Annotated in this window: 11 protein-coding genes; 6 read left to right on the top strand and 5 right to left on the bottom strand. The window is 71.7% G+C overall.

Features of this window, described 5'->3' with window-relative positions:
• Positions 1 to 58: 58 nt before the first annotated feature.
• Entirely contained in the window at positions 59 to 1,246 is a 1,188-nt protein-coding gene (locus ACFO3J_RS16955) for a DUF5954 family protein (RefSeq protein ID WP_386430261.1), read from the bottom strand.
• A 204-nt stretch (positions 1,247 to 1,450) separates the two neighbouring features.
• On the opposite strand from ACFO3J_RS16955, the gene ACFO3J_RS16950 reads away from it, so the two are divergent.
• The 3 genes from ACFO3J_RS16950 (at position 1,451) to pntB (ending at position 7,033) form a co-directional block, all read left to right on the top strand.
• Positions 1,451 to 3,829: a phosphoketolase family protein gene (locus ACFO3J_RS16950; protein WP_386430260.1), complete on the top strand. Its 2,379-nt coding sequence runs from the start codon at positions 1,451 to 1,453 to the stop codon at positions 3,827 to 3,829.
• Between the two features lie 174 nt (positions 3,830 to 4,003).
• The gene (locus tag ACFO3J_RS16945) at positions 4,004 to 5,548 is read left to right on the top strand and encodes a Re/Si-specific NAD(P)(+) transhydrogenase subunit alpha (protein WP_386430259.1); all 1,545 of its coding nucleotides are present in this window, start codon (positions 4,004 to 4,006) and stop codon (positions 5,546 to 5,548) included.
• Positions 5,549 to 5,557: 9 nt separating this feature from the next.
• Positions 5,558 to 7,033, top strand: coding sequence for a Re/Si-specific NAD(P)(+) transhydrogenase subunit beta (pntB, locus tag ACFO3J_RS16940; RefSeq protein ID WP_386430258.1), 1,476 nt, complete (start codon positions 5,558 to 5,560; stop codon positions 7,031 to 7,033).
• A 52-nt stretch (positions 7,034 to 7,085) separates the two neighbouring features.
• Here the strand turns inward: pntB and ACFO3J_RS16935 are convergent, their stop codons facing one another.
• The 3 genes from ACFO3J_RS16935 to ACFO3J_RS16925 all read right to left on the bottom strand — a co-directional run bounded on the left by ACFO3J_RS16935 (position 7,086) and on the right by ACFO3J_RS16925 (position 8,556).
• Complete coding sequence (locus tag ACFO3J_RS16935) at positions 7,086 to 7,475, bottom strand: winged helix-turn-helix transcriptional regulator (RefSeq protein WP_386430257.1); 390 nt, start codon at positions 7,473 to 7,475, stop codon at positions 7,086 to 7,088.
• A gap of 19 nt (positions 7,476 to 7,494) precedes the next feature.
• Positions 7,495 to 8,085, bottom strand: a complete 591-nt coding sequence (locus tag ACFO3J_RS16930; RefSeq protein ID WP_386430256.1) for an NADPH-dependent FMN reductase — start codon at positions 8,083 to 8,085, stop codon at positions 7,495 to 7,497.
• A gap of 66 nt (positions 8,086 to 8,151) precedes the next feature.
• Entirely contained in the window at positions 8,152 to 8,556 is a 405-nt protein-coding gene (locus ACFO3J_RS16925) for a nuclear transport factor 2 family protein (protein ID WP_386430255.1), read from the bottom strand.
• A gap of 238 nt (positions 8,557 to 8,794) precedes the next feature.
• Between ACFO3J_RS16925 and ACFO3J_RS16920 the strand changes: the two genes are divergently transcribed.
• Positions 8,795 to 11,842 carry an AfsR/SARP family transcriptional regulator gene (locus tag ACFO3J_RS16920; RefSeq protein WP_386430254.1) on the top strand — a complete coding sequence of 1,016 codons (3,048 nt, stop codon included), beginning with the start codon at positions 8,795 to 8,797 and terminating at the stop codon, positions 11,840 to 11,842.
• Between the two features lie 154 nt (positions 11,843 to 11,996).
• Here the strand turns inward: ACFO3J_RS16920 and ACFO3J_RS16915 are convergent, their stop codons facing one another.
• Positions 11,997 to 12,209, bottom strand: coding sequence for a hypothetical protein (locus tag ACFO3J_RS16915; protein WP_386430253.1), 213 nt, complete (start codon positions 12,207 to 12,209; stop codon positions 11,997 to 11,999).
• A gap of 325 nt (positions 12,210 to 12,534) precedes the next feature.
• On the opposite strand from ACFO3J_RS16915, the gene ACFO3J_RS16910 reads away from it, so the two are divergent.
• Positions 12,535 to 14,001 (top strand): helix-turn-helix domain-containing protein, encoded by a 1,467-nt coding sequence (locus ACFO3J_RS16910; protein ID WP_386430252.1) that lies wholly within the window; start codon positions 12,535 to 12,537, stop codon positions 13,999 to 14,001.
• 121 nt (positions 14,002 to 14,122) lie between these two features.
• Positions 14,123 to 15,544, top strand: a 1,422-nt coding sequence (locus ACFO3J_RS16905) for a condensation domain-containing protein (protein WP_386430251.1), incomplete at its 3' end; no start/stop codon positions are given.

Raw genomic sequence — 15,544 nt, 5'->3', positions numbered from 1 at the left:
CGGGCCCGGCCCCTTCCGCGCGGCCGGGCCCATGTCCCACCATGGCGGGCCCCCGGACTCACTCCGGCCCGGCCGGTCCCTCCGGCGGGATCAACCCCTTGGCCCGCTGCTCCCTGACGAGCCTTCTGGCCTCCTTGGCGGCCTGGTGGCGTTGCTCCTCGCGCTCGGCCATCTCCCGCAGCCGCAGCGCCCCCTCGTCCAGCTCCCCGGACGCCACCGGCCCCTCGTCGTCCTCTTCCTCCCACAGGCCCTGGGCCTTGAGCTGTGCGACCTGGATCTCGATCGGGGCCTCGGGGTCGGGGTCGGACGGCCGCGGGCCCTCGGGACCGTTCGGACCGATGCGGACGAGGCGTTCGACCCGGGTGATCCGGAAGCGGTGGCCGCCGACCGCCGCGACATTGCTCCGCCTGTCGTCCAGCCGGTCGGCGGCCCGGGCGTACTCCCGCACCTCGGCGTCGGTCAGTTCGCCGGAGAAGGGCGCCATCACCCGCAGCCAGACGGCGAGCGAGTCGCGGGCGCCCTGCGGGGTCCCGTGCGACTCCCCGGGGCTGTGGAGCTGCCAGTCCCCGTCCTGCCGGTCGGAGACGACGAAGACCGCGGGCAGCAGCACGCCGCCGGGGTAGTCGCGGGCGGCGCGCAGCGCGTCCTGGTGCATCGCTTCCTGACCGCCGCCGAGGCCGACCCCCGTCCAGTGGATCAGGTCGAGTTTCAAGATCCCCTCGGACAGCCCGGTCCCGGTGTAGGGGTCGACCACGAAATCCTTGGTGCGCGACGGCAGCCGGTTCGCCTCGCCGACCTCGCCGGGGTCGGGATCGGACGGGCGGGGCGGCTCGGGACCGCTGCCGCCCCTCCTGATGAAGTGCGAGGCCCGCACGATACGGAAGCGCTGTCCCATCACCCGCAGGTCGTCCACGACTTCGCGATCGGTGCGGTGGGCCCCCGCCATCCAGCCGCGGGCGGCCTTCTCCTCGCCCGCCCGCTCGGCGAGCTGGGCCTGCAGGCGGAAGTGGGAACCCAGCGAGTCCCTGGCCTGCTGGGGCCAACTGCCGCCGTGCTCGCACAGCTTCCAGCCGCCGGAATCCTCTTCGCTCGCCCAGAAGAACTCGCCCAGGCCCACCCGCGCCAGGTCGGGATAGCGCTCCCTGGCCTGCCAGGCCTCCTGCTCGGCGAAGGCCGCGATGGGGCTGTCCTGCGCGGTCACCCGGATCGTCAGATAAGCGGGTACTTCGTCTTCGTAACTACCCATGCACTGAAAGTGCCCGACACACAGCCGCCCTGTCCGGCGAATACCGGAACCGACCCAGAAGGAACGATTCGGCCCGGCCGGAACCCCGCGCCGGGGACGGCACCGCGCTCGGTCACCACCCGAATGGCCCGCCCGGTGGGCGGCCGGATCGGTTCGAGGGGAACGGAAAGTGGGGAGAACACCCCGAATCCGACGGAGGATCACATGTCCGACACCCGAGCGCCCGCTGCTCCCGGCAAGGAAGAACTGCGGAGCCTGGACGCGCACTGGCGGGCCGCGAACTATCTCGCGGTGGGCCAGATCTATCTGATGGGCAATCCGCTGCTGGCCGAGCCGCTGCGCCGGGAGCACATCAAGCCACGGCTGCTCGGCCACTGGGGCACCTCACCGGGCCTGAATCTGGTCCACACCCACCTCAACCGGGTGATCAAGGCGCGGGACCTCGACGCGATCTGCGTCTGGGGTCCCGGGCACGGCGGTCCCGCGGTGGTCGCCAACTCCTGGCTGGACGGCAGTTACACCCGCACCTATCCGGACGTCACCCGGGACGCCGCCGGGATGGCCCGGCTGTTCAGGCAGTTCTCCTTCCCCGGCGGGATTCCCAGCCATGTCGCCCCCGAGACACCCGGCTCCATCCATGAGGGCGGCGAGCTGGGCTACTCCCTCGCGCACGCGTACGGCGCCGCGTTCGACAATCCGGACCTGGTCGTGGCCTGCGTGATCGGCGACGGCGAGGCCGAGACCGGCCCGCTGGCCGCCTCCTGGCACGGCAACAAGTTCCTCGACCCGGTGCACGACGGCGCCGTCCTGCCGATCCTGCACCTGAACGGCTACAAGATCGCCAATCCGGCGGTGCTCGCCCGGCTCGGCGAGGACGAACTGGACCAGCTGCTGCGCGGCTACGGCCACGAGCCGATCCATGTCACCGGCGACGAGCCGCTGACGGTGCACGGGGCGATGGCCGTCGCGATGGACACCGCGCTGGACCGGATCGCCGCCTTCCAGCGCGCCGCCCGCGCGCGGGAGACCGATGAGCGCCCCCGCTGGCCGGTGATCGTCCTGCGGACCCCGAAGGGCTGGACCGGTCCGGTCAAGGTGGACGGCCTGCCGGTGGAGGGCACCTGGCGCGCGCACCAGGTGCCGCTGGCGGGCGTACGCGACAACCCGGAGCATCTGCGCCAGCTGGAGGACTGGCTGCGCTCGTACCGCCCCGAAGAGCTCTTCGACGCGGAGGGCGGGCCCGTCCCCCAGGTGCTGGCACACGTGCCGGCCGGCGACCGCAGGCTCGGCGCGAACCCGCATGCCAACGGCGGGCTGCTGCTGCGCGAACTGCCGGTGCCGGACCTGGACCGCTTCGCGGTCCCCGTCGAGTCCCCCGGCGCCACCCTGCACGAACCGACCCGGGTGCTGGGCGCGCTGCTCGCCCAGCTGATGGAGGACACCACCGAGCGGCGGGACTTCCGTCTGGTCGGGCCCGACGAGACGGCCTCCAACCGGCTCGAAGCCGTCTACGCCGCCTCCGGCAAGGCCTGGCAGGCCGGCACCCTGGAGGTGGACGAGGATCTCGACCCGCACGGCCGGGTGATGGAGATCCTGTCCGAACACACCTGCCAGGGCTGGCTGGAGGGCTATCTGCTCACCGGACGGCACGGGATGTTCTCCTGCTACGAGGCGTTCGTGCACATCGTCGACTCGATGGTGAACCAGCACATCAAATGGCTGCGCACCACCCGGGCGCTGCCCTGGCGCCGCTCCGTCGCGTCCCTCAACTACCTGCTGAGCTCCCATGTCTGGCGGCAGGACCACAACGGCTTCTCGCACCAGGACCCCGGCTTCATCGACCATGTGCTCAGCAAGTCGCCGGAGGTCGTACGGGTCTATCTGCCACCGGACGCCAACACCCTGCTGTCGGTGGCCGAGCACGTCCTGCGCTCCAAGGACTATGTGAACGTGGTGGTGGCGGGCAAGCAGCCCTGCTTCGACTGGCTCGGCATGGACGCGGCCCGGTCGCACTGCGCCCGCGGCGCCGGCATCTGGGAGTGGGCGAGCACCGGGCACGGCTCGCGCGAACCCGATGTCGTGCTGGCCTGCGCGGGTGACGTGCCCACCCAAGAGGTGCTGGCGGCGGCCCAGCTGCTCCGGCACCATCTGCCGCAGCTGGCGGTGCGGGTGGTCAATGTGGTGGACCTGGCCCGGCTGCTGCCCCCCGGCGAGCACCCGCACGGCATGTCGGGGGCCGACTACGACGCGCTGTTCACCCCCGACAAGCCGGTGATCTTCGCTTACCACGGCTACCCGTGGCTGATCCACCGGCTGGCGTACCGGCACGACGGCCGCAACAACCTCCATGTGCGCGGCTACAAGGAGATCGGCACCACGACCACGCCCTTCGACATGGTGCTGCGCAACGACCTGGACCGATACCGCCTGGTGATGGACGTGATCGACCGCGTTCCGGGGCTGGCCGTGCGCGCGGCCCCGGTACGCCAGTTGATGGAGGACGTCCGGCTGCGGCACCACTCCTGGGTCCGCGAGCACGGCACGGATCTGCCGGAGGTGACCAACTGGAGCTGGGAAAGCTGAGCGGAGGCGGGGACCTCGCTATTCTGCGAGGCGATCCCGGTGGCCGTGGGCCCCTGATCGGCCGCAGGGCGGGCTTGTGCGGCGGGTCGGGGTCCTTCACTGTTTCTGGGTGTTGCGCGCACGCTGTTCGCCATCCCCGTTCCGTCTGCCCATTGTCAGGTGAGAGGGATAACGATGTCTGATTCAGCTCCACAGCAGATCGGTGTCGTCGCCGAATCTGCCACCGGAGAGACCCGCGTAGCGGCGACTCCGGCGACCGTCCGCCAGATCCAGGCGCTCGGCTACGACGTGGTGGTGGAATCGGGGGCCGGTACGGCCTCGGGTTTCGCCGACGACGCCTACGCCGAGGCCGGTGCGCTGATCGGCGAGGCCTGGCGGGCCGATGTCGTACTGAAGGTGAACGCGCCCTCGCACGAGGAGATCGGACGGCTGCGGGAGGGGGCGACGCTGGTCGGCCTGATCAGTCCCGGGCTCTCCCCCGACCTCCTCGACGATCTGGCGCGGCGGCCGATCACGGTGCTGGCCATGGACGCGGTGCCGCGGATCTCGCGGGCCCAGTCGCTGGACGTGCTGAGCTCGATGGCCAATATCGCCGGCTACCGCGCGGTGATCGAGGCCGCGCATGTCTTCGGCCGGTTCTTCACCGGGCAGGTCACCGCGGCGGGCAAGGTCCCGCCCGCCAAGGTGCTGGTGGCCGGGGCCGGCGTGGCCGGTCTCGCGGCGATCGGCGCGGCGAACAGCCTGGGCGCGGTGGTGCGGGCCACCGATCCGCGGCCGGAGGTCGCCGACCAGGTGCGCTCACTGGGCGGCGAGTTCCTCGCCGTGGAGGTGGCGCAGGAATCGGCCGGGGACGGTTACGCCCGGGCCACCTCGGAGGCGTACGACCGCCGCGCCGCGGAGATCTACCGCGAGCAGGCCGCCGATGTGGATGTCGTCATCACCACGGCGCTGATCCCCGGCCGGCCGGCGCCCCGGCTGCTGACCGAGCAGGACGTGGCGAGCATGCGTCCCGGCAGCGTCATCGTGGACATGGCCGCGGCGCAGGGCGGCAATGTGGCGGGCACGGTCGCCGGGAAGGCGGTCGTCACCGACAACGGGGTGACGATCATCGGCTACACCGACCTCGCCGGGCGGCTGCCCGCCCAGGCGTCCCAGCTCTACGGCACCAATCTCGTCAACCTGCTCAAGCTGCTCACACCGGAGCGGGACGGTCGGGTCCGGCTGGACTTCGACGACGTGGTGCAGCGGTCGGTCACCGTGGTCCGGGACGGGGCGAAGACCTGGCCGCCGCCACCGGTGCAGGTCTCGGTCGCCGGACCCCAGGCGCCCGCGGCCCCGGCCGCGGTCGCCCGGCCGGAGCCGAAAGCCCGCCTGACCGCGGCCGGCCGCCTGAGTCTGATCGGCCTCGGCATGATCGCGCTCTTCCTGGTCATCGCCTACTCCCCCGCCCAACTGGCCGAGAACTTCACGGTGTTCACCCTCGCCGTGGTGATCGGCTACTACGTCATCGGCAAGGTGCACCACGCGCTGCACACACCGCTGATGTCGGTGACCAACGCCATCTCGGGGATCGTGGTCATCGGAGCCCTGCTGCAGATCGGTCACCACCCGGTGACCGTGACCGTGCTGTCGTTCGTGGCGATCCTGCTGACCAGTATCAATATCTTCGGAGGCTTCGCCGTCACCCGCCGCATGCTCAGCATGTTCTCGAAGGACTGAGGCCGACTCATGAACGCAAGTACAGCAACCCAGTCCGCGGACGTCGTCGCCGCGCTGCTGTTCATCCTCAGCCTGGCCGGGCTCTCCCAGCACCGCACCTCCCGCAACGGAGTGGTGTTCGGGGTCTGCGGCATGGCCCTGGCGCTGGTCGCCACCATCGTCTTCGCCTCTCGGCACATCTCCGGCGCCGCCGTGGGACTGATCGTGGTCGCCATGGCGATCGGCGCGGTGCTCGGCCTGTGGCGGGCCCGCGTGGTGGAGATGACCGGGATGCCGGAGCTGATCGCGGTCCTGCACAGTTTCGTCGGTCTGGCCGCGGTGCTCGTCGGCTGGAACAGCTACTACGAGGTCGAGGCGCGGGGGTCGGCGCAGACCGCGGTGGCCGCGGACCTGCTGCGTATCCACCACGCCGAGGTGTTCATCGGCATCTTCATCGGCGCGGTCACCTTCACCGGTTCGCTGATCGCCTTCCTGAAGCTGTCGGCGCGGATGAAGTCCCGGCCGCTGATGCTGCCGGGCAAGAACCTGCTCAACCTCGGCGCGCTGGCGGTGTTCGTGGCGCTGACGATCTGGTTCGCGGCGAGCCCGAGCCTGGGTCTGATGATCGGCATCACCGCGCTGGCGCTGCTGCTGGGCCTGCATCTGGTCGCCTCGATCGGCGGCGGCGACATGCCGGTGGTGGTCTCCATGCTCAACAGCTATTCGGGCTGGGCGGCGGCCGCCGCGGGCTTCCTGCTGAACAACAACCTGCTCATCGTCACCGGCGCGCTGGTCGGCTCCTCCGGTGCCTATCTGTCGTACATCATGTGCAAGGCGATGAACCGGTCCTTCATCTCCGTCATCGCCGGCGGCTTCGGCATCGAGGCGCCGGCCGCCGCCGACGGCGAGCAGGGCGAGCACCGGGAGACCACCGCAGCCGAGACCGCCGCGCTGCTGGAGAGCGCCGACTCGGTGATCATCACCCCCGGCTACGGCATGGCGGTCGCGCAGGCCCAGCACCCGGTGGCCGAACTCACCCGGGCGCTGCGCGAGCGCGGTGTCGAGGTCCGCTTCGGGGTGCACCCGGTGGCCGGACGGCTGCCCGGGCACATGAACGTCCTGCTGGCCGAGGCGAAGGTGCCGTACGACATCGTCCTCGAAATGGACGAGATCAACGACGACTTCGCCCGGACCTCGGTCGTGCTGGTCATCGGCGCCAACGACACCGTGAACCCGGCGGCGATGGAGGACCCGGGCAGCCCGATCGCCGGTATGCCGGTGCTGCGGGTGTGGGAGGCCGGAGAGGTCATCGTCTTCAAGCGCTCGATGGCCTCCGGCTACGCCGGGGTGCAGAATCCGCTGTTCTTCCGGGAGAACAGCCGGATGCTCTTCGGTGACGCCAAGCAGAGCGTGGAGGGCATCCTGCGCGCGCTGACCCCGCGGACCCCCCGGGCGCCGCAGCCCGACTCCCCGGCCCGGACAGCGCAGGCGGCCTCGGCGGGCTGAACCGCGCCGCCCACCGGGCCCCGCCTCGACGGCGCGGCGGGCCCGGTGTGCGTCAGGGACGCGCGGACTGCTCCGGCAGCGGGATCCAGCGGTGGGACCAGGCGATCACCGCGTCGAGCACCGGACCCAGCTCCTGGCCCTTCGCGGTGAGGTGGTACTCGATCTGCGCCGTGCCGGACACGCCGGACGAACCGGCTGTGCCGGACCCGCCGGCCGCCGCGACCCGGCGTTCGAGGAGGCCGTGCGCCTCCAGGGTCCGCAGCCGCTGCGCGAGCATGGTGTCGCTGAGCCCGGGCACGGCCGACCTGATGTGGGCGAACCGGTGCTGACCGGTGAAGACCGCGCGCAGGATGGCGCCGGTCCAGCGCCCGCCGATCAGCTCGATGGCGGCGTGGAACCGCTCGCAGACCTGGTGTATCTCCGCCGCGGAACGCTCGGACACCGTCCCCCTCCCGTCCTCACTACGCGCCGTGCGGCGCTTCCACCGACAGCCGCAGCGGCCGCAGTGTCTCCTCGACCCGTACCAGTTCGTCCAGCATCGACTTGGCGGCGGCCGTCATCACCTCATTGGCGACCAGGCCGTCCTCCTCGTCCACGAACTGGTGGACGAAGGGGATGCTGACGGCCTCGAAGACCGGGGTCATCTTCAGGGTCGTGACGACCTGCTTGATCATCTGGACGGCACGGGTGCCGGCCGAGACCCCGCCGTAGCTGACGAAGCCGACCGGCTTGTACTTCCACTCGTTGTGCAGGTAGTCGATCGCGTTCTTCAGTTCCGCGTTGAAGCCGTAGTTGTACTCCGGCATGACGAAGACGAAGGCGTCGACGCCGCCGACCAGGGCGCTCCAGTCGATGGTGTGCTGGTGGGTGTAGCGGCCCAGCCGGGGGTGGTTCGGCTCATTCATGAACGGCAGGGCCACGTCGGCCAGGTCGATCAGCTCGATCTCCGCGAAACCCGCGTGGGCGCGGGCCTCCGCGTCGAACCACTGGGCCACCGGCAGCCCGACCCTGCCGGGCCTGGTGCTCGCCACAATGATCCCCAACTTCGACATCGCGTGCTCCTTACGAGAAAACGGCTTCGCGCTAAGGATAGCTTAGTGCGTTCCCGGAGCCGCGCGTCAGGCCGGCGGCGCGAAGTAGTAGCGGCAGCAGCCCCGCAGCATCCCGACGTCCGACAGCGTGAAGACGTCCACGAAACCGATCCGCTCCAGCCGCCGGCTTCTCGGGCCGGGGTCCTGCCAGAGGCAGCCGGTCACCACGACCCGGTCGCCCTCGGCGATGATCCGCTCGATGGCGTGCCGCGCCCGGGGCACCACCCGTTCCAGATGCATCCTGAGCACCTCGGCGCGACCTCGTCCGGGCGGGGCGTCGGGGCGGTCCAGGGCGACGTCCTCGTCGAGCAGCGAGCCGTATCCGTCGAGATCGTCGCTGTCGAGATAGTCGTACGCCAGCCGTACATGGTCCACCCCGGTCGCGGTCACCGCCGGACTGGGGGGAAGCCTCCTGGCTTGGTGATTCGTCACGGGATGTCCTTTCGTCCGCGGCCATCGCACCACACGGACCACATGCGTTCCGGCGCCGACGGCGAAACCCATCGGCTGAGCACAGCCTGCCCCCGTCGCGCAACCCGTCACTATCACGCCACTATCACCGACCGCCCAAAGCGACGCTATGGACAGGAACGCGCACTTTCCGTAAGACTTGCGGGCGCGCTTGCTCCATTTGTGGTTGGCCCGCACTCGTGCCCGAGCTGGGAGACGCATGTCTGATACATCCGGCGAGGGTGCCGCCGACCACCTGGTGTTCAGGATCCTGGGGCCGCTGCAGCTGATCGGGCGCGGCGGCATGATCCGCATTCCGCCGGGGCGCCAGGAAGTGATCCTGGCCGCGCTGCTGCTGGAGGCGAACCGGGTGGTGAGCACCGACTACCTGGTGGATCTGATCTGGAACGACGACCCGCCGGACACCGCCCGCACCCAGGTGCAGATCTGTGTCTCCCGGCTGCGGAAGATCTTCGCCGGGGCCGGGATCGACGCCGCCATCACGACCCGGCCGCCGGGTTATGTCCTCAAGGCCGACGGCGAGACGGTGGACGCGGCCGTGTTCGCACGGCAGTTGGCCGAAGCCCGACTGCTCGGCAAGCAGGGGCGGGCCGCCGAGGCAGCGGATCTGCTGAAGGCCGCGGGCCGGCTCTGGCTGGGCGACTGCCTCAGCGGTATCTCCAGCGACACCCTGCGCAGCAAGGCGCGGCAGCTGGACGAGGAACGGCTGACCGCGGTCGAGACCCGGCTCCAGTTCGAACTCGACCTCGGCCGCCACCACGAACTGGTCGGCGAGATCCAACGCCTCGTCCACGACAATCCGTTGCGCGAGCGGCTGCGCGGACTGCTGATGCTGGCGCTCTACCGCTCGGGCCGGCAGGCGGAGGCGCTGGAGACCTACCGGGTGGGCCGGGAGCTGCTGATCGACGAGCTGGGTCTCGATCCGGGCGAGGAACTGCGCCAGTTGGAGGCGTCCATCCTGTCCGCCGACCCCGCGCTGCACACCGCGGCGCCGTCGCGGCAGCACTCGCCGGCCCCCGCCGCCCCCGATCCGGCGCCGGCCCCTGCGGACGCTCCTCCGCCGCCCTCGTACCGCGATGAGATCCCCCGCCAACTCCCGGCCGACACCGCCGACTTCGTGGAGGACGAGGAGCAGATCGCCAGTATCGAGCGGGCGCTGACCGGCGACGGCACCCGGCGCGCGGTGGGTCTCGCGGTGATCGTCGGCAAGCCCGGCACCGGCAAGTCGACGCTGGCCACCCATATCGGGCACCGGCTCAGCGAGAACGGCTTTCCCGACGGCCAGCTCTACTGCGATCTGCGCGGCACCGGCACCCCCGCCACCTCTGCCGAGGTGCTCGGGCGCTTCCTGCGCGCGCTGGGCATTCCGGGCCCGGTGATCCCGGAGGCGCTGGACGAGCGGGCCGAGATGTACCGGACGCTGCTGGCGTCGCGCCGCACGCTGGTGGTGCTGGACGACGCCGCCTCGGAGAGCCAGGTGCTGCCGCTGCTGCCCGGCAGCAGCGCCTGCGCGGTGCTGGTGACCAGCAGGGTACGGCTGACCGCGCTGCCGGGCTCGTACCGCGTCGAGCTCGATGTGCTGGACACCGAAAGGGCGTTGGCGCTGCTGGAACGGGTCGTCGGCACCGGCCGGGTGATGCGCGAGCCGGCCGCGGCCGAGGCGCTGATCCGTACCGTGGGCGGACTGCCGCTGGCGCTGCGCATCGTGGCCGCCAGGCTCGCCGCGCGCCCGCACTGGACCCTGGCGTCGATGGTCCAGCGGCTGGCCAACGAGCGCAACCGGCTGGACGAACTCACCCACGGTGAGATGACGATGCGGGCCAGCCTGTCCCTCACCCACGACGGGCTCGCCGCCGGCGACCGCAAGCTGCTGCGGCTGCTCAGCATGGCGCAGGGCACCACGCTGCCGGGCTGGCTGGCCGGGGCCCTGCTGGACGACGACCGGCCCTTCCCCTCCGACCTGCTGGAACCGCTGGTCGATGTGCAGATGCTCGACGTGGTCGGGGTCGAGGCCACCGGCGGCTTCCGCTATCGCTTCCACGAGATCATCCGGGTCTTCGCCCGCGAGCAGCTGGCGGCGCACGACGACTCCGCGGTGCGGGGCGCGGCCCTGGAACGGATGATGGGCGGCTGGCTGTCGCTGGCCGAGCAGGCCCACCGGCGCATCTACGGCGGGGACTTCACCGTGCTGCACGGCAGCGCGCCGCGCTGGGAGCTGCCGGAGTCCTGCGTGGACGAGCTGCTGGTCGACCCGATGGAGTGGCTGGACGGCGAGCAGGCCAACTTGTGCCAGGCGGTGGAGCACGCGGCCCGCGAGCGGATGGACGAGCTGAGCTGGGACCTGGCCACGACGCTCGTCACCCTGTTCGAGGTGCGCGGCTATCTCGACCAGTGGGAGCAGACGCACCAGCAGGCGCTGGTCGCGGTAAAGGCGGCGGGCAACAAGCGGGGCACGGCGGCGCTGCTCAGCTCGCTGGGTTCGCTGTATCTCAGCCGCAGCCAGCACGACGAGTCCCGCACGTCGCTCGGGGCCGCGCTCGACCTGTTCTCGGAACTGGACGACGCGCACGGTCTCGCGCTGTGCCGGCGCGACCTGGCACTGCTGGAACGCATGCACGGCAACGACGAGTTGGCGCTGGCGCTGTACGCCGAGGCGCTGCGCGACTTCGACCGGGCGGGCGACGTGGTGGGGCGCGCGATCGTGCTGACGCAGCGCGCGCACATCTGGATGCGGCAGGGGCTGGACGACACCGCGCAGTCCCAGCTGGACGAGGCGCTCGACATCTACCGCTCGGTCGGCTATTCCGGGGGTCTGGCCCGTACGCTGCGGCGGGTCGGCCAGGTGCTGCTGCAGCGCGGTGAGCACGGCCAGGCGGTGAGCACCCTCACCGAGGTGCTGGAGCTGTGCCGGGAGTCCGGCGACGTGATAGGTGAGGGGCATCTGCTGCGCGACCTGGGGCAGGCGCTGTCGATCATGGGCCGGGACGAGCAGGCGAAGCGCTTCTACGACAGTTCGCTCACGGTCCGCGAGCAGATCATGGACCAGGGGGGCGCCGCCATGGTCCGGCTGGACCTGGCGCGGCTGCTGGAGCGTACCGGGGAACGGTCCCGGTCCCGGGAGATGCTGGAGACGGCGGCCCGTGCGTTCCGCGACCGGAAGATGTCCCGCGAACTGCGGGAGGCCGAGCGGCTGTTGGGCGTGGCGCCGGATGCGGGGGCCGTGTTCCGTACCGAACCGGCGGGCTGAGGGGCGTCGGGCTGAGCCGTAGCGGCGGGTGGCGCTGATCCTGAGCGGGGTCCCGGTCGGGGCTGTTCTCCGCCGGGGCTTGCCGGCCGGGGCTGTTGCTGTTCCGTTTTCTGTGCCCTGTTCCGGGCTGCGTGCTGCGGGCCCGCGGTGACCGTCAGTCCCAGGGGTTGTTGCCGGCCGGGCTGCTGACCGGAGCCGGGGTCGGCGTCGTGGTCGGGGTGGCGCCGTCGGCCAGCGTGACGGTGTGGGTGCGAGCGGTCTGCGGGGCGGCCGGGGCACCGGTGTGGGCGACCTGGGTGCCCAGCAGCGCGGCGGCGGCGATCGCGACGGTCGCAAGGGCGGTGCGGAGGGTCTTGGTGCTGGTCATCGGGGGTTTCCCTTCGTCTGCGGTGCGCTTCGTTCTTCGTGAGCACCACGTTAGGAAGGGCCGGAATCCCCGGATTATCCCCGCCGCTATCCCTGCGCTATCACGGCGGGCGGCCGGCCCGGGCGGTGATAGCGGGCGGCGCCGCTGACAGCCCGGCCCGCCGGCCCGTGATAGGGCGGCCACCCGCCTCATTGCCCGCGTGATGCCGCTCCGATAGCCGCCTGCGGAGGATGGGAGTCCGGAACCGGGTCCGTGGCGGGCCCACCGGGGAGTGCGCCGGAAGGCGGGCGCCCGCGGGTTCCCACGACGACTGGCGGGAGAGCACATGACCAGGCCCCAACCGGTGACCGCCACCGGTGAGCACGGCGCCCCCGTATCCGAGGATGCCACCCGGTTCGGCGAGCTCATCCGCGGCCACCGGCTGCGGATCGGCCTCACCCAGCGCGAGCTGGCGGATCTGTCCACCATCAGCATGCGGGCGATCCGCAATCTGGAGCAGGGCAGAGCGCGCCGCCCGCGGCAGGACACCGTCAGACTCATCGCCGACGCCCTCAGACTCGGCGACCGGGCCCGCGGCGTGCTCACATCGGCGGCCCAGCAGCGGCACTTCACCGACCCCGCGGTGGCCGACCTGTCCGCGGAACCGCCCGCACCGCCGACCGCGCTGCACCCCGCGGTGGGCCGGGAGGCCGAGACCGAGGTGCTGGTGCGGGAGTTGGCCGGCGGCGAGGAGCGCCTGGTGAATGTGGTGGGGCTGAGCGGCGTCGGCAAGACCCGGCTGGCCCTTGAGGTCGCGGACCGGCTGCACGGCTCCGGCCTGCCGGTGCTGTGGTTCGCCTTCCCGGGCACGGCGCCGGACTACCTCAGCTCGATGGAGAGCGCCCTCAGCTCCGTCGTCGACGCCTGTGTCGCGGACCTCTACGGCCACCGGTCCGACGCCGGCGCCCGTCCGGCGTCGAGCGAGGATCTCGCCGAACTCGTCGGCGACCGGCGGGCTTTGCTGGTACTGGACGGCGTGCCGGCCGAGGCTCCGAGATCGGACCGGCTGTCCCGGCTGCTGCGGGACTGCCCGGGCCTGCGGCTGCTGGTCACCGGGGAGCAGCCCTGGAACGTACCGGCCGAACGGATCTTCCTGCTGAAGCCGCTGGAGGTGCCGGCGTCCACCGGCGGCTCCACCGGGTACGCCGATGTGCCGGCTGTACGGGTCTTCCTGTCCCATGTACGGCGCGTGCGGCCCGAGTTCAGCGCGGCCCCGGCCGAGCTGGCGCACGTGGCCGACATCTGCCGGCAGTTGGACGGCCATCCGATGGCGCTGGCCGCGGCGGCGTCCTGGCTGATGGTCTACGACCTGCCCGCCCTCGCCGCGTGCGCGGGCTCCGACCCCGCCCCGCTGCTCGACCACCTGGCCGGCGGTGACAGCGGGCGGCTGTTCCGCCAGGCACTGGACCGTACGGTGCACCGGCTGCCCGGCGACCACCGGTCGCTGCTGGCCGTGCTGTGCGCCGCGCCGGACGGGGAGTTCGGCCTCGAAGACGTCGTACGCCTGACCGGACGGCCCCCGGCCGACAGCGGCCGTATGGTGCGGGACCTGCTCATCCACGGCGTCATACGTCCCAGCCACGAGCCAGGCCGCTCGCTGTTCCGGGTGCTGCGTCTGGTCCGCGCCCTGTACCCGGCCATCGCGCCGGCGGCCGCCGGCTCGCCGGCCGCCGCCCGTCCCGCCGCCGCGCCGACCGTCTTCCGCGCTGCCGACGGCAGTACCCCGGTCCGGCTCGCTGCCGCCGCCGGCTGAGCTGCTCCCCGAGTGCCGTCGCAACTGCCGCCCGGCCCCCGCCGCCATGGATTCAATGAGTCGTCGTGAGCGATCCAGCCCCGGCCAGCACGATCCGCAACGATCGAGAGGAGCCCCTCCCATGGCATCTGACCAGCACCCCGCCGACCGGCCGGCCGCTGTTCGGCTGCCGTTGTCGGCCGCCCAGCGCGACATCTGGCTGGCCCACGATGCGGACCGAACCGGCCGCCGCTACACCATCGGCGACTCACGGGAGATCCTCGGCCCGATCGACGCCGATGTGCTGGCCGACTCCTGGTACCAGCTGGCCCGCGAGGCCGATGTGCTGCGCATCCGGGGCACCGAGCAGGACGACGACGGCATCTGGCAGCTGATCGACCCCGAGCCCGGCGACCGCCGGCTGGTCCGGGTCGACGTGAGCGAGGCGGACGACCCCCTTGCCGCGGCCCGCGCCTGGATGGCGGCCGACATCGCCGTCCCGGTCGACCTCGCCGGCGGCCGTCTCAGCAGCCACGCGCTGCTCAAACTCGCCGACGACCGTTTCGTGTACTACCAGAGCTATCACCACCTGCTCGTCGACGGCATGGGCGCGGCTCTGCTCGACTCCCGGCTCATCGAGCTCTACGAGCAGGCCATGGCGGGCGAGCCGTGGGGGCCGAGCCCCTTCGGAGCGCTGGCGGACGTGCTCGCCGAGGACTCCGGCTATCGCGCGTCCCCGAGCGCGGCCGACGACCGGGCGTACTGGTCCGAGCGGCTGGCCGACCTGCCCGAGACCCCGCGGATCGGCGAGGGCCGTACAGCCGGTCATGAGCAGACCGCCACCCCCTTCGTCCGCCGAACCGTGTTCGTGGACTCCGCCGACACCGAGCTGATCAAGACCTTCGCCCGCGGTCGCCGGGCGCCCTGGACGATGCTGGTCGTCGCGCTCGTCGCCGCCTATGTCCACCGGGCCGGCGGCGGCCACGACGAGCTGGTCCTCGGCCTGCCGATCACCGGCCGCACCACCGAACTCGGCCGGCGGACCCCCAGCATGTCCTCCAATGTGCTGCCGGTCCGGGTGCGCGTCGGCCGGGGCGAGTCGTTCGCCGACCTCGTCGCCGCGGTCGTCCGCGAGGTCCGGGCGGGTCTGAAGCACCAGCGGACCCGCTACGAGGACATGTGCCGCGACCTCGGCATCGACAAGTCCGAGCGCCGGATCACCGCCCCGCTCGTCAACATCATGGCTTTCGTGCCGGGCATCACCTTCGGCGGCCACCCCACGATCCAGCACAACCTCAGCAACGGCCCGGTCGAGGACCTGGCCATCGCCGTCTACGACCTCGGGCCCGAACTCGGTCTGCGGATCGACTTCGACGCCGCTCCCGAGGTGTGCGACCTCGATGCGATCGCCGCCCACCAGGACCGCTTCCGCCGCTTCATCGACACCGCGCTCGCCGCGCCCGAATCGCCGCTGGGCGCACTGCCAGTGCTGGACGCCGAGGAGCGTCGGTCGGTGCTGTCGGTGTGGAACGGCGCGGCGGCCGATGTGGAGGACGCCTCGCTG

The organism is Streptomyces polygonati (assembly GCF_042650325.1).
GTDB classification, from domain to species: Bacteria; Actinomycetota; Actinomycetes; order Streptomycetales; family Streptomycetaceae; genus Actinacidiphila; species Actinacidiphila polygonati.
Note: the sequence above shows the minus strand (reverse complement) of the source record. Positions and strands in the feature narration are given on the sequence as shown.